Below are 22,542 nucleotides of genomic sequence, written 5' to 3' on the forward strand. Positions count from 1 at the left end.
AACCCATCACCTCGGGACGACCATCACGCAATAGGGTAAGAATTGCTCCAAATATCTCAAACGCTGTTGCTTTGACATTACCGCCTCTGCGGCAATCCTCAATAGAGATACGAGAGAACGCTACCGCGAGTCGCAATCCCTGAATTTCAGGCATTCAAAGTGCCGGAACAATACCACCACGTATTATAGGGCGTTCCCATCTTCTGCGGCACTCGCCTTGACTCTTGGCGGCCAGCCAAGAGAAAAATCTTCCCGATCGACTGTCAGATTTGGACTGTATGCGGGATCTTCTTGAAGAATTTTACCCCATCGTTGCTTAATGAATTTTGCTTCACTTGCGAAGCGTTGCTTCTTTTCTGGTGTATCTTCAAGGCCACGTGATGCGGACTCATGATGATAAAGCTCTGCATAGGGCGTCCACACATTGCGATACCCTGCCTCGCGAACGCGAATGCAAAAGTCGACATCGTTAAAAGCCACCTTGAGATTCTCTTCATCCAAACCGCCGACTTCCTGGAAGATATCTTTTCTTATGATCAAACAGGCAGCCGTTACAGCGCTAAGGGTTTGAATAAGCTGCGCACGCCAAAAATAGCCAGGAGCCCCTCGTGGAAGCCCCTTGTGGGAGTGCCCAGCTACTCCACCAAGACCCAATATGACTCCACCGTGCTGAAGTGTATCATCGGGATACCACAAGCGTGCACCAACAGCCCCCACCCCAGGCTGACTGGCTATGCTGATCATTTCACCAAGCCAATCAGCGGAGATGACTTCGATATCATTGTTGATCAGACCGACAAACTCTCCCTTTGCTTCCACTACGGCGCCATTATTCAAAGCGGAATAATTGAATGGTCTCGTATCACGGATAACACGAATCCGATCTTTGTGAGAAATAGCATCAAGATATCTTAGAGTATCCTCATCATCCGAATTGTTGTCGATGATGATTATCTCGTAGTTAGGGTATTCTGTTTTTTCAACTATGCTATCTATACATTGACGCAGCAGTTTTAACCCATTGCGTGTTGGAATTATCAGGCTTACCAGAGGAAGTGGATCTGGCAATTTGTAACGGGCCCGATACATGCCAAAATCCAGCAATTCCGACGTGGCATCAATTCCCATCCGTTGAAAGTGCTCATTGAGAACCTGCTGGCCAACACGAAGTGCATATCCCTTGTTATCGCCCGATTGAGCAGTGCTGTCCGCATGGCTGCGCCAATGATAAAGAACACGCGGAACGTGAATAATTTGATCGGGCTTCAATAGTTCGATAAAGCGCAAGGCAAGATCATAATCTTGAGAGCCTTCTGTGCCTTCTCTGAATCCACCAAGCTGCTTAACCATATCCGCCCGATAAACCCCCAAATGACAAATCATATTGTGCGACAGGAATAAGTCTGGATTCCAGTCGGACTTGAAATACGGACTAAAACGTTTCCCCACTTCATCAATTTTGTCTTCATCCGAGTAGATCAGTTTTGCAGTCGGGTTGCGTTCAAGTGCTTCAAAAATATGGTAAAGGGCCTCGGGCGCCAACACATCGTCTTGGTCCATTAACGCAATCCATTCGCCAGTCGCGAGTTCAAGTGCGCTATTGGAGGCTGCGGAGATGTGGCCATTGGCTTCACGAAAAGTGACCAGTATTCGCTTGTCTAGCGCCGCATATTTGAGAAGTTCTTCACGAACTTTTGGATTTGTAGACTTATCATCCGCGATGCAAAGTTGCCAATTTGGATAAACTTGGTCACGAACCGATTGAACAGCTTCCTGCAACCATGCCAAGTTAGGATTATAGACCGGCATCACAACGGATATTTGAGGTAGTTGCTTCGGCCCTTTCAGAAGCGCTTTGACTTTCGCAGATTCTAACTGATTAAGAGATCCGTAATTATGGAGCCATTCTGAATAATCATTTCCGAATAAAAGACCTCTCGAGCTTGCAATGGAAGCTTCCCTGGTTCTTTGTATCAAACCTGATATACCCTCACGCCGAATTATCCTGATAGCGCGCCCGACCGCTGGTTTCAGGCCACCGCTGCGACCTATCATTCTCGGAAAGGTACCAAATATTCCTACTGTATTACGGATTCTATTGCCAAAAAATCGATAAGGCGCTGTTAATCTCCAGCTCATTGAACGCTGGTACGCGAGAAGTTCATTAGCTTTCCACGAGAGCTGATTTTGAAGCTCACTTTCAAGCCGGCTCGTTTCAGAGAACTTAGATTTTAGCTCAGAAATCTCCCTTCTAAGGGTATCAACGCGATGGTTCAATTCATCGTTCTTTCGCGTCAGTCTGTCGTTCAAACTATGCTTATCTTCTATTTCAATTTCCAAACTCTGGATATGACGAGAACACTCATCTAACTCTTTTACTTTTGCGCCCAGGGCATCTTGTTTGAGAAGAACCGTGGACTCCGCCTGAACCGCAGCACCGAGCCGGGCATAAAATTCTCTGACAGCGCCCGCTCCAGCTTCAGATTTTGTGAGATCAAACATTGCGCGGATGGCAGTTGGCAACTTCTTGCCAACACCCAGAACGCCAAGCCCATGCCCGTGAAAAAATTCAAAAGATGGATAGGCTGGGCGCAACGTTTCCCATAATTTATAGACGCCAAAGCCCCGTTCCCTGACGTTCGTGTCGTGAAAAACGACCACTGCTCGATCAGAAAGCTTCGGCCTCCAAGTTTCGAAATCGTGTTCCACATCCTCAAGAAAGTGGCGCCCGTCGATGTGAAGCAAATCTATCGTCCCGTCGCTGAAATGCGTCGAGGCCTCGTCAAATGTTGACCGCACAAGGTCGGAAAACACTGAATAGTTTTTGTCGTTGTGAGTCCTTACGGTTTCGAATACCGCATCCGAGTATTGGCCGGAATGCTCATCACCCTTCCATGTGTCAACCGCATAGCAGCGTGTGTTGATTTCAAGCCTTTGCACCGCTTGACAGAACGCGAAATAGGAAAAGCCCCCGTGGGTCCCAAGTTCAACAAAAGTCCGTGGTCTGAGCGCGTCGATGAGCCAGAATGCAAAGGGTCCATGCTCCAGCCATGCAGACTCTGCCACAATATTATTCACAGGCCAGAATGAAGCCCGGGAAAGTGCCTTGTCCAAGCCTTGCAACCCAACTGCGATCGAGGCCTCGGCTTTTTGGTTAGAACCATGATTCATGAACCTTGTTTCCTTCTCAAGACGATCGTCCAGTGCCTATTATCTCAACCAATTTCGTTTGGCCGGCTACTTCACCAGAGTCGAGTTCAACATATGTGACTGCTAGCGTTGAAAAGCCGGAGTTGCCATGGCACCCCACGCTCCCCATCCCCGTCCATTGTCTTCCAGCGTTATACTCAGGTCCAATTTTTCGCCTTCCTTGCAAGTGTCAAACGCATTTATCTGCAAATATTGCCATAAATGGGGTGGGAGCGAATCCAACTGTTTTGTATCGGCAAAAATCAGCCTGCCGTTGGTTTTTACAACAAGACTTAATCCCTCGGCTGAAGGTCCGCGCAAGATTGGTACAATAACATTCTGGCACACCGCATCGAGAACATTGTACGTCACGCCACCAACGTCCTCATCGGAAGAAACCCAAGTACCACTAATCTCAGCTCCCTTGTAAGGTGTGCTGATTATGAGCGTTGGCGGTACTCCCGGACTGGCTGCAGCCCCCGAATGTATGACCTCTGTTCGAAGCGGTACGAACTCACCCGGTTGGATCAGAAAAGGTCCCTTGGGTAAAGGCGGCAAATTCAAGCGGCAGGGCGATTCGTCTTCACCAAAAATAGCCAGCAGAGATACGGGGAGAGCTGGGTCGGCAGAAGCCATGTTTACGGGCACGACAAAACCGCGATAGCTGTCGCTTAGTCCAATAGCTTTAACAACATCGGAACGAGGTTGAAGTGGGACCGTGTATCCCAGAACATTCTGACTTGAGTCGACGGCAACTATCCAACTTGGATTTTGCCGTGCAACGTTTGTCACCCAGCCAACCGCTTGCCACCCCGAAGCAGAAAGGCGCTGGACCTTATCGACGGCCCCACGTTCACAAGCTTGAGCCGGTTTATCTGTCCATTTCTTCCACCTCAATGCGGATAGTTCCGGGTTCTCTGCGAATAGATTGAGTTTGGCGTCACGCAGAAAATCAATAGCGGGCCTTATTCGGCCTGGCGTCGGGTATAATTTCAGCAATTGCTCATCAATACCCACACCAGAAGACAGAAAGTATCCAGCCTGGTTTACTGCATTCGCCTGACCGACACTTACAATATTGCCCGGCTTCAAGCTGGTCCATGCTGCAACACTCAAGGCGAGAAGAATGCACAATCCCGATCGAACCTGACGATGTGACGGCCGATGTTCGGATCTGACTGTCACTCGAAAAAGTATAGCAAAAAGTGTCATCCACAATACAAGCATAGGTGTCGCGTAACGTGACGCCAATGCTGCGCCTGTACCCAGCGCGCTCCTCCCCCAGGCCGCGCCAACAGCCGTTGCAAAGAGAAAACTTGCGAGGGTAAAGAGCCCCACAAAAGCCTCATCAAGCGACCGTCTGCGCAGAAACGGTATTAAAATACAAACTACGAATAGAATGCTGTAAGCGCCAAACAACACCAGACCACATATCGCGGCAATACCCCCTCGATTGCTGATGGGGCTACCAAGCATGCCAAAAAAGAAAGACACAAGATTGCCGAGTGTCTTTAGCGCAGGATCTCCGACGGAGGGTGCACCACGTGTCAAAACGACAAACGCACCAATGAACAATGCCGCGACGAATGCATAAAGCACCGTTTTAATCGGCCGGTAGCGGCGAAGAACAAACAGGATGATAATGGAAACAGGCAATGCGATGCCATTGCCCATCGAAAACACACCCAAGCCCGTTGTCACAAGCAATCCAGCGAACCACCAAGGGGATGTGACTTGCTCACGGTCACTTACTTTCAACCCAATAAGACAGCTTATCAGTGTGAAGATCAGCACGAGATAAAACTGAGGTTGGAAGCCCCAGAGCAAATTCTCCCATTGGGCCAGCGAGAATCCGGATGCAGAGAAAAGCAGAAAGAATGGATAGAAATACTTATTCTCTTTGTCATTGACAAACAAAAGCTTGGCCAACAGCCACGCAATACAAAATGTTGCGATGCCAATCGACACAATGAGCGGACCATTTGTTAGACTAAAAAAATAGTAATCGAGAAAGAAAAGCAGCTTTGTCGTTGCAATGACATGCTCGTTATGCGCAGCAAAAAGATACTGGAGCGAGAGTGTGTCTTGCTTTGATTTTGCCAGATCAATCGCAAATTCCCACTGATCCCAAAAAAGGGGCACCATATAGTTCCCGCGCACGAATAAAATGGAATAAATTATTAGTACCAAGGAGATCGAGCAGATCAGCGCCAGGAATATCGCGTTCCTTGTGACCATTCTAAGCATTGATTATTGTCCATCCTTACGGGCGAAAGTAAATGATTTATGCGCGAGGTAGCTGGTAACAACGGGGCTCAGGACGCCGATGATATGGGCCGTCGTGTCCGCGTTCCACGTGTAGTTGATCAGGGGGAAGAACCAGCGGGCCAGACCGACGCTGACGAGCCACACCTGCAGGAGCGACACCAGATTGACCAGACCGAACCGTATGTATTCCTGGCGCACGGAACTGCCCGACTGATCGAAGACGAACAGCTTCATCAAGATATAGGCTGTTGTCATTCCAGCCAGGTAAGCCAGCACGATTGCCGCACTGAACGGCATGATCTGCGACAGGGCAATGCGCGAGACAATGTTCACCGCAGCTGCGATACCACCCGAAATGACAAAACGCAGAAATGGCGAGGCGACGATTGCAGTCGCTCGTTCACGCATCAGACGACCGCCTCGGCCATGGACCTGCCAAAGCGGATGCTCTCCGACACACCCCGGTCTTCGGGATAGTAAAAGCATGTGTCGGCAATCTGCAGACCAGAAATCGGTGTCTGGACCTCCGGCAATTTCTCGTAAAAATTGGGCTCACAGACCGGCTGGGCATACCGAAGACGGCCCACCGTTGCATCGATGAGATCGCTTCCGGTAATGGCCGGATTGATGCGCCGGATGTAGCCGAACGCCTCATCGATGAACTGCTGATCCGTCCACTGCCATTTCGGCTGGCTGGTCGGCATATAGTAGGGCACGTACACAATCGTGTCATCCACCGGACGCAGGTTGGAAAACTCGATGATTCCGGGAATATCAATGTTTTCATCGACGATATTGAGCCAGAAATTCTTCGTGACCGACCGCTTGAGCTTGAACAGCAGGCAGACAACGCCGATGTTGCGGATGGCGTCGTATCGATCCCGCCAGGACTGCGGAAGATCCGGGGCAAGTTTGGACACCAATGGCGTCGGCACCGTAGAAATCACCGCATCGCCGGGGAAAAACCTCCCGCCTGCCGTAACACCAGTGACCTTCCCGTTCTCTGTTTCTATTTTTTCGGCCGGCGCCGCGAGATGCAGCCGCCCGCCTTTTGCTTCAAACGCAGATACCAGTGCCTTGACGAGGGTCTCGCTTCCTCCCTCGATATAGCCCAGCTCCTCCTGAAATATCGAACGACGGGAATTGCCGATGCGCTTGATGCGCGTGGCGATCCAGGATGCGGAGATATCGTCCGACAGCTCGTAGAACTTGAGCTGCATCAGCCGGCGCCAAAGCGTCTCATAGACTTCCTTGCCGGACCCGCGCTCGATCCATTGTTTGGCAGTCAATTTTTCAATGCTGTTGAAGACCTTTGCCTTCGTCGTCAAAAACATCTGCACGCCAGTGCGCAACTTCGCAATGAAGCTCAGGTGCGGGAACATTAGCAGTGAAATGGGGCTTCCCCAAGGATGGACCTTGTCTTTCATGTAATAGGCCATGGAGGTTGGCGTCCAGCGCATCTTGTCGCCGATACCGAGCTCGTTCATCAAGGCGAAGGTCGGCTTGTCGGTTTTGCAGACAAAGTGATAGTACCGCTCGATCGACAATCCATCGAAGTCAAAGTGCGCGGCCATGCCGCCCGGTTTGCTGTCCGCCTCGATCAAATCAACTTCATGACCAAGCGTTACGGCCCGGTGCGCTGCGGCAAGCCCCATCGGGCCAGCACCTATGACAATGATCCTGCTCATGTAAAATCCTCAGAAATCCAGAACGATGCCGGAATAGCGGGCATCAAGATATGTTTCTTCCAGCGCGGTGCGCAGCGGCGTTGCTTTGATGCCGAATATTTCCGGCCAATCGATCACCGGAAATGTCTCCGGTATGACCAGCGCTTCGAGCTGCCGGGTCGTGAACGGCGGATTGCTGTTGAACTTGCCGTACACGAACAACAGCGCCCAGAACAGGTGATAGGGCAGATGAACAATCCTGGCTTTCGGCTTAACCGTGTCATGTATCAGTTGGATGAGATCGCCATAGTGAATCTGCTCCAGCCCCGATATGTCATAAGTTCCTGTTGCGCGGCTGGCTAAACCGGACGCGATGATCGCGGCGAAATCGCCGACATAAAGCGGTTGACGGATAAACTTGCCATCGCCGGGAATGGGAAAGATAGCGGTCCGGTCCATAAACCTGCGCAACCAGCCCAGATGTTTGCGATCGAACCAGCCAAACATCAGCGTCGGGCGCAATATCAGATGCGGAATGTCGCCAACGGTATCGATGAATTTCTCTTGGGCGGTTTTGGAGCGCGTATAGAAATCATCGGCCTGCGAGTGCACGACCGAAGAAGAAATCTGTACGAAATAGGGAATGCTGTGCTTTCGCATGGCCGCGACAATGTTTTCAGTGGCCGTGACATTGTTGTCGGTAAACTCCTGTTCATGGAGACCGCCAATCTGCGCTTGATTGAGCACGAGTGCATCGGCGCCGGCCAGCGCATCCATCCAAGGGCCCGGCTTGGCGAGATCGGCTTCGATTGTCTCGATTTCCGGATGCATCCGCCGCAGCAAAGCGGTGTTTGTCGGGTGCTTATCGATCCCAACGATCTTGATATCCGGGTTCGTTTTCAGCCTGGCGATCAGATTCTGACCAACAAGTCCTGCAGCGCCAGTTATGATAATCCGTCGTGTCATATGCTCATCCGATTGAAAATCACCGTCGGCAGATTGCGGATGATCAGCATGATCAAACGCCAGCGACCGGGGGCGTAGAAAACTGGGCCAGTGCGATCCGCGGCACGCCGTGCCACTCGCGCAATCTGTTCGGGCGTTGCCCACAAGGCGCCTTTGCGGTTCATACCCTCCGTCATGGGCGTGATGGTTGGCCCCGGTTTGACGATGGCAGCGCGTGGACCGTTGCTGGCAAAGCGATGGGAGATACCTTCAACGAGTGTGGCAAGCCCGGCCTTGGCTGCGCCGTAGACATAATTGGCACGTCGCCCCCGATCGCCAGCCACGGATCCCAGAACGACAAGCGAACCCCTCGCCTGCCCTTCAAATACATCGGCGACAGCGAGGCACCATGCGGCAACCGAGTTGAAATTGACCTGCAATATCTCCTCGGCAACGTCCGTGGACTGCTCCGCCTCATCCTGCTCGCCCAGCACGCCATAGGCGATAAGCACATGGTCCACGCCGCCGAGCGTTGCACAGAATTGCGCAAGCGCAGAGCGCACATCCTTTGGCGCTGCCAGATCATAAACGGCAGTCTCGGCGCGGACGGCGCCCCTTACCTTCAAGTCCGCGGCGATAGCGTCGAGCTTGGCTTGTTGCCGCCCGACCAGCAACAGGTCGGCACCTTCGCTTGCGTAGAGGCGAGCCGTCGCTTCAGCAATCGCCGACGTTGCTCCCAATATGATGACACGCACGAAATTATTCCTCTTCTTTACTCGCTTATCCGGCGCCAAAAGGCGGACGAGAATGCTGGATCGACATGCTGTGCAAACGTTTCCCAAGCGGGGTAACCGGCGCGGAACATCGCCGCGGAAATGCGCCCGTCCTTCGCAGGGTATAGCCGTCCGCCGGCTTCGCGCACGATGTCATCGAGACGGCTCAATAAATCAAGGGTCAATTGGCCGCGATTGGGGAAATCAAGGGCAAGCGTTGTACCAGCCTGTGGAAAGGACAAAAGGCCGGGCGATACCTTCTCACCGAACGTCTTGAGCACCGCAAGGAACGAACCTTCACCCGCCTTCGAGATGGCCTTGAGCATTTCCGTGGTTGCATCTCTTGCCGTGACGGGTGGCACAACCGACTGGTATTGGTACATTCCCCGGCGGCCGTATATCCGGTTCCAATGCCCAATGCTGTCGAGCGGGTAGAAATACGGCAGATAAGGGGTGGTCGCCTTGCCTGCCGCACGGCGGCCCTTGTAAAAATACAGGCTGTTGAACAGGCCGATTGACAGATTGTTCAGGACAAACGACGGCATGGAGAAGGGCACCGTTAACTTCGGCTTCTCCACCCTTGCGAGCTTTGTTCCTCTTGGTGCATGCCGCGCACGCGTGAACAAGCCTCTTCCGAGAGCGTTTCCCTTTGCCAGACAGTCCACCCACGCCACCGTGTAGTCGGCACTGCCTTCGCTCTCGGCAGCCACGGCAAAGAATTCATCCACATTGGCAAAGGGAAGCGTTTCAACGTCCATGAGTGCACTGGGGATGCGCATCAGCTCAATTTCAGCCCACGTGATCAGTCCCGTCAGCCCAAGCCCCCCGATCGTCGCAGCGAACAATCCGGTTTGATCATCATCTCTCAGCTCGATCTCGGTGCCATCCGACCGAAGCAGCCCGATTCGGCGCACCCATCTGCCGATCGTTCCGGCAAGATGGTGGTTCTTGCCATGAACATCATTTGCAATGGCCCCGCCCAGGGTTACAAAACGCGTTCCCGGGGTGACCGGCAAAAAAAATCCACGACGAACGAACAGGTCGAGGATATCGGCAAAAGAGATTCCGGCTTCTGCACGCAACAATCCTGTTGCCGGATCAAACGAAATAATCCGGTCAAGCGCAGTCATGTCGACAAGCGCCCCGCCGGGATTCAGTCCGCTGTCACCGTAAGAGCGGCCAAGGCCTATAGCGAGAAGACTGTGGTCGGCATCACGTGCCTCTGCAATACTGCGAGGCAACTGATCCCGCCAATTCGGCCGGCTGACAAAATGCTGCCCCTGCAGGATTCCACCCCACGAGCGGATATCGTCTGTCGAGACAAATGATCTCATAGAGCAGCCACGAAGAGCACCGCGACCAAAAAGCCGAGCACGACACTGGGCTTGTCACGCAAAGCGAAACTGACGGGATCGTCATTCATGCGCCCCCGATGCGCCAGCAGCCAAATCCGACCGACCCAGATCGCAAGAAAAACGGGAATTCCACCGAGCAGATTCGGATGGGAATAAACCGACCCCGGAAGCATCTCCTCAACGATGAACAGGACCATGACCAACAGGGATGCCACGGCGGACGCTATGCCAAACGCGAGGGTTAGCGGTGCGTCCTCGAGCATATAGCCACGGCTGGCGAGGCTGTGAGACCCTGTGGAAGCGGCACGAATAATTTCCGTATGACGCTTGGCAACCGCCAGAGAAAAGAAGAAGAACACTGAAAAGGTCAAAAGCCAGGCGGATGCAGGCAGCCGAAGCAGCGTGATCCCCATGATGAGACGCGTTGTAAACAAAATGCCGATGACCAGCGTATCAAGAATAGGCACGCGCTTGAGGCCAAAGGAGTATGCAAGCGTCAGCACGAGATAGCTTGCCAATGCGAGGGTAAAATAAGGCGTTAGCAGAAGAGAACCGACAAACGCCACGACGAGACCGATGCAGGCCATCGCCAGGCCCGTGGCGATCGGAAGCCGTCCGCTGGCCAGCGCGCGATTGCGCTTCGACCAATGCTGCCGATCAGCACTGAGATCGGCCAAATCATTCAGAAGATAGGTCGAGGATGTGACAATCAAGAGACAGAAAAGACCCAGAACCGTATCGCGAAGAACGGTGAAATCGCCCCAGGCATGCGCCAGAATGAGCGGAACGAAAATCAGAGCGTTCTTCGACCAGTGATGCACCCGCAGGGCTTTGAGACTATCCTTCAAAGTCAGAGGATGGTTGTTGAATTCCGCTTCAATCGGCTTGCCCAGATCACGCGCTGCCTTTGCGACGCCGGTGGAAACGCCTGCCAGGACTATTCCCGCGGCCAATTTCCAAACCGCCAAGTCTGCCCTGCTGTCGCCGACATAGACAAAGCCATCAGGAAAAGTACGCGCCAGATGTTCTGCCTTCACACGCCCCTTCAGATTTGCAGTATCGGAGCCGATGGCGCTCGCAAAAATGCCGATACGCCGCGAAATATTGTCAACCACCGCCTGATTTGCCGCAGAACAGAGATGAATCTCCCGGCCGGCAGCAGCTTGCGCGCGCAACCACTTCACAAGGTCCTCGCGAAGCGGAAGCACCGTTGATGCCAGATCAACCTTTGACGCCAAAGCGGCCTTCAAGGCAGCGCGGCCGCGCAGCATGCTGGGAGCAGCGCGAATAAGCGTCGCGGGTTGGGTGAAAAGAGCTGCGACCACTTGTTCATGCAGCGTGTCAGTCAGGATGAGTGTCTTATCCAGATCAACAACGATGGGACACCGCATCAATTGGACACCGGCGTTTTCTGGAGTGACCTCTCCATTCAATTCGCGATATGCCAATTCCATAACGGGCTATAACTTTCCAAGGTGACGCTGAACTCATAGCCTTCTGGCACAAATGGCTTATCGCCACAAGTCCAGCTTCCTCATGCAGTCTGCATCAGGCCAAGCCGATATTGGGCAAACCATTGCCTCCATCAGACAGGAAAAGCAGTCGCCTTCGGCCTCAGGGTTATCTCAATGCGAGACTGGGAAAGGCTTTATTGCGTTCCCTGAAACCGCGCTGACCAATCAAATCACCTGGGCAGGCTCCTCGTTTAAATTTCGGAATCGAAGATCAAAATCACGCGCGATATCGGAAAGCTTCACCTCGGCAAAACGCGACAGGAGCATTTGTTCCGCCGCGTCGAACGCGTCAGTCAAGGCTGCGTTGACCGATTGCTCCACAAGACAATCCGGATGGTCGATGGCTATGCCGATTGCAAACATTTCCGGTCGCCCCAATGCCTGATGCACGTCAAGCAGCGATATTTCATCAAGCGGGCGCGCCAGTATCCAGCCCCCGCCATGCCCCTTGTCGGAACGGACATAACCGGTATTTCTCAAGCCCGCCATGGTTCGTCGCACCACCACCGGATTGGTGTTCAGCATCTTCGCAATATTGTCGGACGTGATCGAACCGTCATACCGATCCATATGGATCAGGACATGGAGCATTCTCGACAGGCGGCTGTCATGTCTCATACTGGTCATTCTCCTTCTGCATGCATAGCACACGCAAACGATACGTAATAGAATAAGTTACATGACTATTGACGGAAATTTTCACGTAACTTATGTTGTTATTTAATTCAAATTCCGATGCGATCCGACATTGGAGATATCCTGCCTCCCGCAGTGAAGGAGCTTCCATGACCTACGATGCCATTGTTATCGGTGGCAGTTTTGCCGGTCTTTCCGCCGCCATCCAGATTGCCCGTGCTCGCCGGCGCGTGCTCCTGATTGATGCTGGGCTGCCCCGCAACCGCTTCGCCGACGCATCCCATGGTTTTCTGGGCCAGGACGGGAGGCGGCCCCACGATATCATTGGCGATGCGCGGCGGCAGCTTTCCCTCTACCCGACAGTGGAGTTTATCGATAGCGTGGCTGTATCGGCCCGCAAGGTCAGCGACCATTTTGCCGTTGCGTTGGCCGACGGCACCGAAAAACGGGCCATGCGCCTCATTCTGGCAACCGGCGTGAAAGATGATCTGCCTGCAATCCCTGGCCTGCCGGAGCGATGGGGCCTATCGGTTCTTCACTGCCCCTATTGCCATGGCTATGAAGTGGGCGGCCAGGCACTGGGCGTGCTGGCTAATACACCCCTGTCGGCACATCAAGCACTGCTGATATCGGATTGGGGACCAACCACATACTTCACTCAAAATACGTTTGAGCCGGATGCGGAGCACCTATCCAGTCTGGCGGCGAGGAATGTACCGATCGAACGGACACCGGTTGTCGAGCTTCTGGGCAACGCCCCCCGGCTTGAAGCGGTCAGACTCAGTGATGGCAGGGTTGTGCCTGTCGACGCTATTTTCACGGCGCCGAAAACCAGCATGGCCAGCCCGCTGGCGGAACAGCTTGGCTGTGCTTTCGACGATGGTCCGCTTGGTGCATTCATTCGTGTGGACGACTGGATGCAGACAACGGTCAAGGGCGTTTATGCGGCCGGCGATGCCGCCAGTCCCATGACCAATGCAACAATGGCCGCAGCGGCTGGCGTCAAAGCCGGGGTTGGCGCGCATCAGTCGCTCGTCTTCGAAAGATAGAACATATGCGCCTATTGCACCTTATCATGGCGACGGTTTCCGCTTGACTCAGCTGCGCGCGAAGACTCAACTAAGACGAGGAAACCGCTAAGATGGAGCGACGATCATGGATGCCGATGAAGCCATTGCACTGATCTCCGCGTCTGGCATCGAACTCACCGATCGCCGCCGAAATGCCAGCAATGACGGCTGGTCTTTGAGCTTTGCCAACGGATCCGTTGTCGATGTGAAAGACAGCGGTGTGCTGTCGGCATCCGGCAATGGAGCTGCAGAGGTGGCAAGGCTGCTTGACCTGCCCGGACAAGCCTAGAGCTTTGCAGTTTGAACAAAGAAGTCTGTGACGGCTCGGCAGCGTTATTGTTCGGGCGGGATGTAACCATCGGTCAGCGTATTGAGAAAACTGATGACGTCCTGGATCTCGTCCGGCGTGAGAGCCGGCGCCTCCCCGGTATGACGGTCGAAGGGCGGATCCGTGTTCACATTGGCTTTGGCGTCCATCGGCAGATCGTCATATTTGTCAACGCTGCCATCAGACTTGCGTGAATACCAACGCTCTGGCTTGGTTTCGCGCTCGACATAGAACTCCACCGCTTGCTGCAAGGAGTGAAAGACGCCGTTATGAAAGAACGTCTTGCGAAGCGCCACATTGCGCAGTGTGGGCGTGCGGAAAAGACCACAATAGTCCATGCGGTTCAAGTAATCCGTCCGGAGCGGACCACAAAGGCCCAGATCGAAGTAATGAGGGTCCCTGTTTGCCGGAATCCCGGGATTGCGCGGCGCACCCAGGGCAATCAAACCGTAATCGGTAAATTGCGGCGGCGTTCCGTCATTGCCGCGCTGGCTCACATGGCATGACGCGCAATTGCCCTTCGCGGGCGCATTGAACAGATCCAAGCCTCGGGCTTCCTGTGCGGTCAGCACGGCTTTTCCGGCGAGTACCGCATCGTACTTGCTCGTATAGGGGTAAAAGGTGCGGTAGTCCTGTTCGAACACCTCCAGTGCCTTGAGGGCGGTATTGACCAGAACAGACGAGTCTGCCGTGCCTTGCAGACCGGCGACTGCAGCAATCCTGGCGCCATAATCTGCCGCGATTAGCCGCCGGGCAATGTCCTCATCGTTCTTGTTGCCCATTTCGAAATCGGAAAGCAGCGGGATCCTCGCCTGTTGCTGGCCTCGATCGACCCGGCCATCCCAAGTCAGCCCGCCGGTCGGGCCATTGTCGATGCTCTCGTCCGCATCATCTTCCGATTCAAAAAAATGTTCGGTGAAAGGCGGGACAGCCTGCAAATATTTGAGCGATGGCACCGCCCTCACCCCAGGCTGCCGCAGATCGCCGCCGCCGAGTTGAACCGCAAGACCATTGGCGGCGGAAAAGCCGTGGGCCGGATCATGGCAGGACGCACAGGAGAGCTTGCCGGAGCCTGACAAGCCAGGATCGAAAAACAAGGCCTGACCGAGCGCGCCAAGTGCTTTCACCTGCTCGCGCACCTGCGCGCGCGATGGTTCCGGCGCGGCTCTGCCTGAACTTTCCGTGACCGCACTGTGCGCTGCTGCCGCAGCGCCAATCGTCGCGACGATGCAAAGGATCACCGCCCGGTGCTTTGTGCTTGTGTATCCAAGAGGCTTTATGATTAGCTTCCTCCGTCAGATCCCCGGGCACGTTTGGACGGCTTGGGGATATGGTGGAGTAAACTTGAAAAGTTATCAACATATAGCCGACAAGGAGACTGCCAGCATGCGGATAAATATGATTGCGACCGCTTCGGTAATCAGTGCCGCCATGGGTGGGCTCTCTCCCGCATCGGCGGCCGGATACAATGACGGTCATTCCAACTCTCTGAACCTGATCGACACCGTGGTGGTGATCTACGCAGAAAACCGCAGTTTTGATAATCTTTATGGCAGTTTCCCTGGAGCAGACGGTCTGCAGGGGGTTTCGGTCGCAGCGCTCACCCAGCTTGACCGCGACAACACTCCGCTACGTGAATTACCGCCTGTTTGGGGCGGATTGACCGCTAAAGGCGTCACTCCACCGGTCACGCAGGCGGAGACCGAGCACCTTGCCAATCACCCCTATCGGGTCGACGATCCCCAGGGGTTCAATCTCCCCCTCGGCACAATCACCCACGATTTGTGGCACCGGTTCTATCAAAACCAGATGCAGATCAATGGCGGCAAGAACGATAAGTTCGTCGCCTATGCCGATTCCGGCGCAATGGTCATAGGGCTTTGGGACGGTTCGAAGACGGCCATGTGGAAGGTCGCGCAAAAATACACGCTTGCCGATGAATTTTTCATGGGCGGCTTTGGCGGCTCGTTCTTCAATCACCAATGGCTGATATGCGCGTGCGCGCCCTATTACGCCCATGCCGACACCAGCCCGGCCAAGCCTTCTGTCGCCGTGGTGGAACCCGATGGCGTCTCGTTGACGCTCGCTGCCAATTCGCCCAAATCGGCAATCGATGGCATCCCCAAATTTGCCGGCGATGGCAATCTCACCCCGGACTTCTACGCCGTCAACACCATGCAGCCGCCCTATCAGCCGAGCGGCAACACGCCCGCAAAGAATGCCGATGCGGCGACCGCGGACCCTGCAAACCCGACAACCCTCCCGCCGCAGACCGAACCGACGATCGGCGATATGCTCAGCCTGAAGCATATCAGCTGGGCCTGGTATGGCGGTGCGTGGCAGGATGTGCTGGACCACGGCAACAAAACGCCGGTTCCCAATTTTCAGTACCACCATCAGCCGTTCAACTATTATGCGAATTTTGCGCCGGGAACAGCGGCACGCACCGAGCATCTGCTCGATGGCGGCTTGGCCGGATCGCAATTCATCAAGGCAATCGATACGGGCACACTGCCGCAAGTTGCCTTCTACAAACCGCAGGGTGATTTGAACGAACACTCCGGCTATGCGGATATCGAGGCGGGCGATGCGCACATTGCCGACCTCATCGGTCATCTGGAAAAAAGCCCGCAATGGTCGCATATGCTGGTCATCGTCACCTATGATGAAAATGGCGGCATATGGGACCACGCCGCACCGCCGAAAGGCGATCGCTGGGGACCTGGCAGCCGTATCCCGGCCATCATTGTCTCGCCGTTCGCCCGTCGCGGTTTCGTTGATCACACGCCAATGGACACAACCTCAATTCTACGCTTCCTGACCAAGCGTTTCGAATTGCCGACATTGCATGGGATCACGGTCCGTGATGATGCGGTTGCCTCCTACAATCAGCCGCCATTGGGCGACCTGACCAGTGCACTCGACATGACAAACAGCCAGTAAGGCCCTGGAAAGAGACTCAGCCCTGCTGGCTCATGCTGTATTTTATCTGGCGCATCTGGGTGATGACACGCTCCATTTCCTCGTCTGACAGGATCGGCGGTTCACCCAAAGTGAGTGCCTGGACATAGATGCGCGACAGGGTTTCGACTTCGATGGCAAGCCAAAGGGCGGATTCAAGCGTCACCCCCAGGGATATCTGACCATGCTGGCTGAGCAAGCATGCCAGCCTGTCCTCCAGCGCGATGATCGCGTTGTCGGACAGTGCCTGCGTTCCAAAAGTGGCGTAGGGTGCGCAACGGATCGTCGTTCCCCCGGCAATCCCGGTCATGTAATGGAAACTCGGGATTGTCTTGTTGTGGCACGCAAGCGTTGTCGCATAGACCGAGTGACAATGCAGAACCACATTGATATCGGAACGCTTCTGCAGGATATCGCGGTGAAAGCGCCATTCGGACGACGGCCGCCGCCCGACATAACTGCCATCGAAGTGCATCTCGACGAGATCGTCCGGCTGCATGGACTCATAAGGCAAAGACGACGGTGTCACCAGAAACCCGCGCTCCGTGCGCACGGAGAGATTTCCCGACGTTCCCTGATTGATGCCGCTCGAGTTCATTGAGCGGCACGTCGCCACCATTTCCCGGCGAAGATCGATGGTATCTTGTACTGGTGTGATCATTCACGCATCTTCCCGCTGCTCAGGGTCCCTCGACGGATTTATCACCGCCTGCTTTGCGGAAACAAGGCGCTAAGACCTTCCGCCGAGGCTTGGGCAACGCCACGTTCGGTAATCAGCCCGGTTATGAGACGCGCGGGGGTCACATCGAAAGCCGGATTGGCGGTGGGACTGCCCGTCGGGGAAATCTGTACGGAGGCGATTTTACCGTCGGCTGCCAGTCCCTGCACATGAGACACTTCCGCACCGGCGCGTTCTTCAATCGGAATCTCGCTGATCCCGTCATGGACAGTCCAATCGATTGTCGGGGAAGGCAAGGCCACATAGAAGGGAACGTTGTTGTCCTTGGCCGCCAGGGCTTTCAGATAAGTGCCGATCTTGTTGCACACATCGCCGTTGGCCGTCGTCCGATCGGTACCGACAATAACCATGTCCACCTGACCATGCTGCATCAGATGTCCGCCCGCATTGTCTACGATCAGCGTATGCGGCACACCGTGCCCGTTCAGCTCCCATGCCGTCAGTTGCGCGCCTTGGTTGCGTGGACGTGTTTCATCAACATAGACGTGAACGTTGATCCCCTCCTCCGCTGCAACATAGATAGGAGCGGTTGCTGTGCCGTAGTCGACGGTTGCGAGCCAGCCTGCATTGCAATGGGTGAGAATATTGACCGGCTCCCCCGGCTTTTTCCTTGCGGCAATATCGCGAATGATTTCGAGGCCGTGCAACCCGATCTGACGATTGAGCTGTACGTCTTCCTCGGCAATGTCAGCCGCCCGGCGATAGGCCGCCGCCATGCGTTCCTTTTCCGGTAGCGGCAGCAGATATTGGCGCATCGTATCAAGCGCCCAGCGGAGATTGATTGCCGTTGGCCGGGTTTCATGCAGCTTGTCCCACACATCGTGCAGCGCGGCATCAGAGGGATCATCCGCCATGGCGATCGCAACGCCATAGGCCGCCGTCACCCCGATCAATGGTGCGCCGCGCACCCACATCTCGCGGATGGCAATGGCGACATCATCGACCGTTTTCAGTGTCACCACCTTGAATTCATGGGGTAGCCAGCGCTGATCGATGATATCGACCGAGCGACCATCATTGTTAAGCCAGATGGTGTGATAGTGACGGTCTGCGACTTTCACAGGGTAATCTCCTTTTCAAGCCGTTCAACCAAACCGTTGATTTCAGCCAAACTATGGATATGGCGCCGGTTGCAGGCCAGATGGCGACCGAGCTTGAGCGCCTTGGATTCGCATCGCGCTCTCAAGTCCGGATCCTCGATCAGTTCAAAATCGGCGTTGTGGGCAAGGCCGAGAATGCGCCGGTGCATTTCAATTCCGGCGAACCCCAGCATGTCCTGCCAGATGTCATGCAGTACTTCGTTGAGCGCCTGTTCGGCGCCGAGACTGTCATCCTGATCCTCGAACAAGGTGCGTTGATACAAGATGCCGTTGCGTTCGGTACGCCAGAGGTGGGAGAACTCGGAACGGAACGTTTCCCAAATCGTCTCAATGGCTTCAAGCAGGTAACGCCGCATATCGCGACGGTTGTCATCCTGCTCGTGGCCACTCTGCGCCAGATAATTCATCCAGAAATTGGCGAGCAGCATACCGACATCAAAGGCGATGGGCCCGTAAAACGCAAATTCCGGGTCGATGACCCGCGTCTCGGCCGGTGTGACCATCACCGACCCGGTGTGCAGGTCACCGTGCAGCAGGGTCTCGGCCTTCGTGGCGAACAGGTGCTTGAGTCGCTGCGCTTCCACCTTGAGGTCACGGTCGGCGCGCAGTGCAGCGACAAGCCCGTCCAGTTGCGGTGCGGTATGCCGGTTCAACGGGGCGTTGAAATAGGGATCCGAAAAAACCAGGCTCTCGGTGATGTCGCAGAGTTCGACGTTGTCGGCAAAGAGCGCAACGTCCGCCTTGCGCGTCGCCGCTTTCATTGAAAAATCTGAGCCACGGAACAGGGTACGGGCGAGAAACAGACCGAGATCACGGGCCGCATTGGGATACTGGTTGCCTTCAATCAGCCCTCGCCGCAAAATGATATGGGGTGACAGGAATTCCATAACGATGATGGCCTGCTCACCGTCGAAATGGAAAACTTCAGGCACCCTGCCCGGGTCACGGGCCGCCTGTCGTGTCAATGCATGGTATTCGAAGAATGAACGTTTCAACGGCAATGGCCAGCTCTCGCCGACCAGCCGCACATAGGGCAGTGCCTGTTTGACAATTGCACTGCCCGCGCTGCCTTCGACAATGAAGACCAGGTTTAAATTGCCGTCGCCGACTTCACGGACCTTCCAACTCCTCCAGTCTTCACCGAGCCGTTGCAGCAGCATGGTATTTTGACCGAGACGAAGCGGCAGTGTTTCCACATTCAGGGCCTCAAACACAGGCATTTCGATATTCCTCCCTGCTGACAAGAACCATTTTTCAGCTTTCGTGCCCTTGTCCTCCATTTGTTAAGGCAGCAAACTGGCAAATGTCAATGGCCTTGACATTTGATGATGTGGCGTCCTAGCATGCTCGCAAGGGGAGGAGCAGATGGTCGAGGAAACCGTCTTCCGTATTGAAAAATTGCGCAAATCATTTGGTTCAATCCAGGTACTGGATGGGATCGATCTGGAATTGCGCGCAGGAACTGTCACAGTCCTGATGGGTGCCAATGGCGCTGGCAAATCCACGCTTGTCCGGATTATCAGTGGCGTATATGCGCGAACGTCGGGAGCAATCAGCCTCGATGGCCGGGAGTTTTCGCCGGCCTCGCCCGCGGAAGCCATTCGTGCAGGCGTTGTAACGGTTCACCAGAATATCAATGATGGCGTCGTAGCCGATCTGGACGTTGCAACGAACCTGACACTGGATCGATTGAACGGGCGCGAGGCACGGGCAATTTTCAACCCGCGGCGCGTACGGCGGGAGGCGGCAGTCGTCGCCGAGCGCATGGGGCTGCATATCGATCTTGGTGCGATTGTTGCCGATCTGCCGCTGGCGGAACGGCAGATGGTCGCCATTGCCCGGGCCATGGCGCATGAGCCGAAGGTGCTCATTCTCGATGAGCCGACATCGTCCCTGTCGAGCGTGGAAGCAGACCGGCTGTTTGAGGTGATCGACCGTTTGCGCGCCCGTGGTGTGGCAATCCTGTACATATCCCACCGCATGTCCGATATACGCCGGCTGGCAGACATTATTGTAACATTACGTGACGGCCGGATCAGCGGTGTTTTTGATGGCCCCGAGCTGGACTACGGCGGTGCAGTCAACGCCATGCTCGGTCAAAAGATCAGCCTCGGCAACGTCGTCACCAGAGATGCCAGCGCACCGGTTCTGCAGATCGAAAACCTGCGTATTGCTCTGGGAAGCCGGCCATTCTCGCTCACGCTGGGCGACGGCGAGATCGTCGCTGTCACCGGTCTCGTCGGCGTCGGCAAGACGGCCCTTGCCGAGACGCTTTTCGGCGTCCGAAGGCCGATATCGGGCAGCATGCGTCTGGACGGGCGACCCTATGCGCCCCGCACAACCAGACAGGCCATCAATCAGGGTGTTTTCCTTGTCGCCAAGGACCGCGCAGACAGCGGTATCGTGCCGGACTTCAACATATACGAGAATATCAGCCTGCCCTTTCTCAAACGCAGCAGCTTCTTTTCGGTTTCCAACCGGCGGCGGGAAAGGAACAGGGCGCGCGCGCAGATTGCGTCGCTTGGTGTCGTCTGCCGCACCGAGCGGGACGAAATGGACACGCTGTCCGGTGGCAACCAGCAGAAAGTCATGGTTGCCCGCTGGTTGAGCGAGGCATCACGCATGCTCATTCTCGATGAACCGTTTCAGGGCGTCGATATCGCCGCAAGACGGGATATCGGCTCGAAACTTCGCGCCTCCGCCGATGGGCGTGCGACCCTGGTCTTCCTGACCGAGATCGACGAAGCCTTCGAAATTGCGGACCGGATTGTCGTCATGTCGGAACACACACTCGTCGGCGAGCATCGCAACGCCGATGTCAACATCGATAAGCTGCTGGCAGAAATCGCCGGCCAGCACAGAATGGTCATTTGAATGAATACCAATACACCACCGACCTCCGCTATTGCCCCCACTTCAAAGCACGGGACGAAAAACAACGCCCTGCCTGTCCGCGATCTGGCAATCAAATACGGTTTTCTGTCTCTGCTTGCCGGTCTGATCATCTATTTCTGTATCATGACCAACGGGTTTGCGTCGCCGCAAAGCGCGGTGTTCATCCTCCAGTCCGTCTCCATCACCGGCATATTGGCGCTAGGCGTTACGGCAACGCTGGTCGTTGGCGGTTTCGACCTTTCAATCGGATCCGTGGCGACCACCGCCATGATGGCATCGTCCTACGTCATGGTGGTGATGGGCGGAGACGCCCTGACCGCGACGCTCGTCTGTCTTGCCATCGGCATCATCGTTGGGCTGATCAATGGTATATTGATTGTCTATATGCGGGTCCCCGATCTCCTCGCGACCCTGGGCATGATGTTCCTGCTGGTCGGGCTTCAGCGCATTCCAACCGAAGGACGCTCGATCGCCACGGGAATGACCTTGCCGGACGGCAGCGTCGCCAATGGCACGTTCAGCCCGGTTTTCCTCGCGCTGGGCCGTCATCGCTTCGATTTCATCCTGCCAAACCTCCTGCCGGTATCGGTCGTCGTGTTGATCGTCCTGGCCGTGCTGATCTGGTTTTTCCTCGAATACACCCGCTTCGGACGCATGATGTATGCCGTTGGCTCGAACGAGCGCGCGGCCGAACTCGCCGGCGCTCCGGTTAAAGCATACAAGATCAGCGCCTATATCATATCGGGCGTTTTTGCTTCCGTTGGCGGCATATTGCTCGCTGCGCGTCTTGGCCGGGGCGACATCGCATCGGGCAATAATCTGCTGCTGGATTCCGTCGCTGCGGCATTGATCGGCTTTGCCGTGCTGGGCGCTGCAAAACCCAATGCTTTCGGCACCGGTATCGGTGCGCTGTTTGTCGGCGTGCTGCTGCAGGGGCTGACCATGATGAACGCCCCCTACTACACGCAGGATTTCGTCAAGGGCGCGGTGCTGGTGGTCGCACTGGTGTTTACATTTGCACTCTCCAAAAGAGGCAAACGCTGAGCGGGCGGATGCCCCGAGGCAATTGGGACAAGTATAAAAAATCAAAAATGGAGGAAAT

General features: G+C 55.0%; 18 protein-coding genes. 5 read left to right on the forward strand and 13 right to left on the reverse strand.

Features of this window, described 5'->3' with window-relative positions; genetic code table 11:
• Window positions 1-183: 183 nt before the first annotated feature.
• The 9 genes from ACP7B1_RS12750 to ACP7B1_RS12790 all read right to left on the reverse strand — a co-directional run bounded on the left by ACP7B1_RS12750 (window position 184) and on the right by ACP7B1_RS12790 (window position 12,329).
• The gene (locus ACP7B1_RS12750) at window positions 184-3,171 is read right to left on the reverse strand and encodes a glycosyltransferase (RefSeq protein ID WP_229490900.1); all 2,988 of its coding nucleotides are present in this window, start codon (window positions 3,169-3,171) and stop codon (window positions 184-186) included.
• A 102-nt stretch (window positions 3,172-3,273) separates the two neighbouring features.
• The gene (locus ACP7B1_RS12755) at window positions 3,274-5,436 is read right to left on the reverse strand and encodes a hypothetical protein (RefSeq protein ID WP_229490899.1); all 2,163 of its coding nucleotides are present in this window, start codon (window positions 5,434-5,436) and stop codon (window positions 3,274-3,276) included.
• A gap of 3 nt (window positions 5,437-5,439) precedes the next feature.
• Window positions 5,440-5,865 (reverse strand): GtrA family protein, encoded by a 426-nt coding sequence (locus ACP7B1_RS12760; protein ID WP_229490898.1) that lies wholly within the window; start codon window positions 5,863-5,865, stop codon window positions 5,440-5,442.
• Window positions 5,865-7,145, reverse strand: a complete 1,281-nt coding sequence (locus tag ACP7B1_RS12765; RefSeq protein WP_229490896.1) for an NAD(P)/FAD-dependent oxidoreductase — start codon at window positions 7,143-7,145, stop codon at window positions 5,865-5,867. The genes ACP7B1_RS12760 and ACP7B1_RS12765 overlap by 1 nt, the downstream gene beginning before the upstream one ends.
• A 9-nt stretch (window positions 7,146-7,154) precedes the next feature.
• On the reverse strand, window positions 7,155-8,090 hold the full coding sequence (locus ACP7B1_RS12770; RefSeq protein ID WP_229490894.1) for an NAD-dependent epimerase/dehydratase family protein: 936 nt from the start codon (window positions 8,088-8,090) through the stop codon (window positions 7,155-7,157).
• Window positions 8,087-8,824 (reverse strand): SDR family NAD(P)-dependent oxidoreductase, encoded by a 738-nt coding sequence (locus ACP7B1_RS12775; RefSeq protein WP_346306763.1) that lies wholly within the window; start codon window positions 8,822-8,824, stop codon window positions 8,087-8,089. Before ACP7B1_RS12775 ends, ACP7B1_RS12770 begins: the two co-directional genes overlap by 4 nt.
• A gap of 17 nt (window positions 8,825-8,841) precedes the next feature.
• Window positions 8,842-10,176 (reverse strand): FAD-binding oxidoreductase, encoded by a 1,335-nt coding sequence (locus ACP7B1_RS12780; RefSeq protein WP_346306762.1) that lies wholly within the window; start codon window positions 10,174-10,176, stop codon window positions 8,842-8,844.
• Window positions 10,173-11,651: a UbiA family prenyltransferase gene (locus tag ACP7B1_RS12785; protein ID WP_426136950.1), complete on the reverse strand. Its 1,479-nt coding sequence runs from the start codon at window positions 11,649-11,651 to the stop codon at window positions 10,173-10,175. Before ACP7B1_RS12785 ends, ACP7B1_RS12780 begins: the two co-directional genes overlap by 4 nt.
• Before the next feature lie 225 nt (window positions 11,652-11,876).
• Window positions 11,877-12,329, reverse strand: a complete 453-nt coding sequence (locus ACP7B1_RS12790) for an Rrf2 family transcriptional regulator (RefSeq protein WP_346306798.1) — start codon at window positions 12,327-12,329, stop codon at window positions 11,877-11,879.
• A 167-nt stretch (window positions 12,330-12,496) separates the two neighbouring features.
• Between ACP7B1_RS12790 and ACP7B1_RS12795 the strand changes: the two genes are divergently transcribed.
• Together ACP7B1_RS12795 and ACP7B1_RS12800 are read left to right on the forward strand one after the other, a co-directional pair.
• Window positions 12,497-13,396, forward strand: coding sequence for an NAD(P)/FAD-dependent oxidoreductase (locus tag ACP7B1_RS12795; protein WP_346306760.1), 900 nt, complete (start codon window positions 12,497-12,499; stop codon window positions 13,394-13,396).
• Between the two features lie 106 nt (window positions 13,397-13,502).
• A complete protein-coding gene (locus ACP7B1_RS12800; protein WP_346306759.1) occupies window positions 13,503-13,706 on the forward strand; it encodes a hypothetical protein in 204 nt (67 codons plus the stop codon).
• 44 nt (window positions 13,707-13,750) lie between these two features.
• On the opposite strand, the gene ACP7B1_RS12805 is transcribed toward ACP7B1_RS12800, so the two are convergent.
• On the reverse strand, window positions 13,751-14,986 hold the full coding sequence (locus ACP7B1_RS12805; RefSeq protein WP_426136951.1) for a cytochrome-c peroxidase: 1,236 nt from the start codon (window positions 14,984-14,986) through the stop codon (window positions 13,751-13,753).
• A 145-nt stretch (window positions 14,987-15,131) separates the two neighbouring features.
• Here ACP7B1_RS12805 and ACP7B1_RS12810 point away from each other — a divergent pair, with 145 nt between their 5' ends.
• On the forward strand, window positions 15,132-16,688 hold the full coding sequence (locus ACP7B1_RS12810) for an acid phosphatase (RefSeq protein WP_346306757.1): 1,557 nt from the start codon (window positions 15,132-15,134) through the stop codon (window positions 16,686-16,688).
• A gap of 16 nt (window positions 16,689-16,704) precedes the next feature.
• On the opposite strand, the gene ACP7B1_RS12815 is transcribed toward ACP7B1_RS12810, so the two are convergent.
• The 3 genes from ACP7B1_RS12815 to mtnK are packed head-to-tail and all read right to left on the reverse strand — an operon-like array spanning window position 16,705 to window position 19,771.
• Window positions 16,705-17,367 carry a class II aldolase/adducin family protein gene (locus ACP7B1_RS12815; RefSeq protein ID WP_346306756.1) on the reverse strand — a complete coding sequence of 221 codons (663 nt, stop codon included), beginning with the start codon at window positions 17,365-17,367 and terminating at the stop codon, window positions 16,705-16,707.
• A 41-nt stretch (window positions 17,368-17,408) separates the two neighbouring features.
• Complete coding sequence (mtnA, locus tag ACP7B1_RS12820) at window positions 17,409-18,506, reverse strand: S-methyl-5-thioribose-1-phosphate isomerase (protein ID WP_346306755.1); 1,098 nt, start codon at window positions 18,504-18,506, stop codon at window positions 17,409-17,411.
• Complete coding sequence (mtnK, locus tag ACP7B1_RS12825; protein ID WP_346306797.1) at window positions 18,503-19,771, reverse strand: S-methyl-5-thioribose kinase; 1,269 nt, start codon at window positions 19,769-19,771, stop codon at window positions 18,503-18,505. The genes mtnA and mtnK overlap by 4 nt, the downstream gene beginning before the upstream one ends.
• A 139-nt stretch (window positions 19,772-19,910) precedes the next feature.
• Here mtnK and ACP7B1_RS12830 point away from each other — a divergent pair, with 139 nt between their 5' ends.
• Both ACP7B1_RS12830 and ACP7B1_RS12835 read left to right on the forward strand, forming a co-directional pair.
• Window positions 19,911-21,419, forward strand: coding sequence for a sugar ABC transporter ATP-binding protein (locus ACP7B1_RS12830; protein ID WP_346306754.1), 1,509 nt, complete (start codon window positions 19,911-19,913; stop codon window positions 21,417-21,419).
• 69 nt (window positions 21,420-21,488) lie between these two features.
• Entirely contained in the window at window positions 21,489-22,484 is a 996-nt protein-coding gene (locus tag ACP7B1_RS12835; RefSeq protein WP_426137040.1) for an ABC transporter permease, read from the forward strand.
• Window positions 22,485-22,542: the final 58 nt, after the last annotated feature.

Origin of the sequence: Phyllobacterium sp. SL163 (assembly GCF_049896885.1) — a bacterium.
Lineage (GTDB): Bacteria > Pseudomonadota > Alphaproteobacteria > Rhizobiales > Rhizobiaceae > Phyllobacterium > Phyllobacterium calauticae.

Bases quoted from the DNA above. Each gene is read 5' to 3' on its own strand.
- ACP7B1_RS12830 (WP_346306754.1), top strand. From the start codon at position 19,911: ATGGTCGAGGAAACCGTCTTCCGTATTGAAAAATTGCGCAAATCATTT.
- ACP7B1_RS12810 (WP_346306757.1), top strand. From the start codon at position 15,132: ATGCGGATAAATATGATTGCGACCGCTTCGGTAATCAGTGCCGCCATG.
- ACP7B1_RS12790 (WP_346306798.1), bottom strand. From the start codon at position 12,329: ATGAGACATGACAGCCGCCTGTCGAGAATGCTCCATGTCCTGATCCAT.
- ACP7B1_RS12755 (WP_229490899.1), bottom strand. From the start codon at position 5,436: ATGCTTAGAATGGTCACAAGGAACGCGATATTCCTGGCGCTGATCTGC.
- ACP7B1_RS12800 (WP_346306759.1), top strand. From the start codon at position 13,503: ATGGATGCCGATGAAGCCATTGCACTGATCTCCGCGTCTGGCATCGAA.
- ACP7B1_RS12760 (WP_229490898.1), bottom strand. From the start codon at position 5,865: ATGCGTGAACGAGCGACTGCAATCGTCGCCTCGCCATTTCTGCGTTTT.
- ACP7B1_RS12785 (WP_426136950.1), bottom strand. From the start codon at position 11,651: ATGGAATTGGCATATCGCGAATTGAATGGAGAGGTCACTCCAGAAAAC.
- ACP7B1_RS12765 (WP_229490896.1), bottom strand. From the start codon at position 7,145: ATGAGCAGGATCATTGTCATAGGTGCTGGCCCGATGGGGCTTGCCGCA.
- ACP7B1_RS12770 (WP_229490894.1), bottom strand. From the start codon at position 8,090: ATGACACGACGGATTATCATAACTGGCGCTGCAGGACTTGTTGGTCAG.
- ACP7B1_RS12795 (WP_346306760.1), top strand. From the start codon at position 12,497: ATGACCTACGATGCCATTGTTATCGGTGGCAGTTTTGCCGGTCTTTCC.
- ACP7B1_RS12750 (WP_229490900.1), bottom strand. From the start codon at position 3,171: ATGAATCATGGTTCTAACCAAAAAGCCGAGGCCTCGATCGCAGTTGGG.
- ACP7B1_RS12780 (WP_346306762.1), bottom strand. From the start codon at position 10,176: ATGAGATCATTTGTCTCGACAGACGATATCCGCTCGTGGGGTGGAATC.
- ACP7B1_RS12815 (WP_346306756.1), bottom strand. From the start codon at position 17,367: ATGATCACACCAGTACAAGATACCATCGATCTTCGCCGGGAAATGGTG.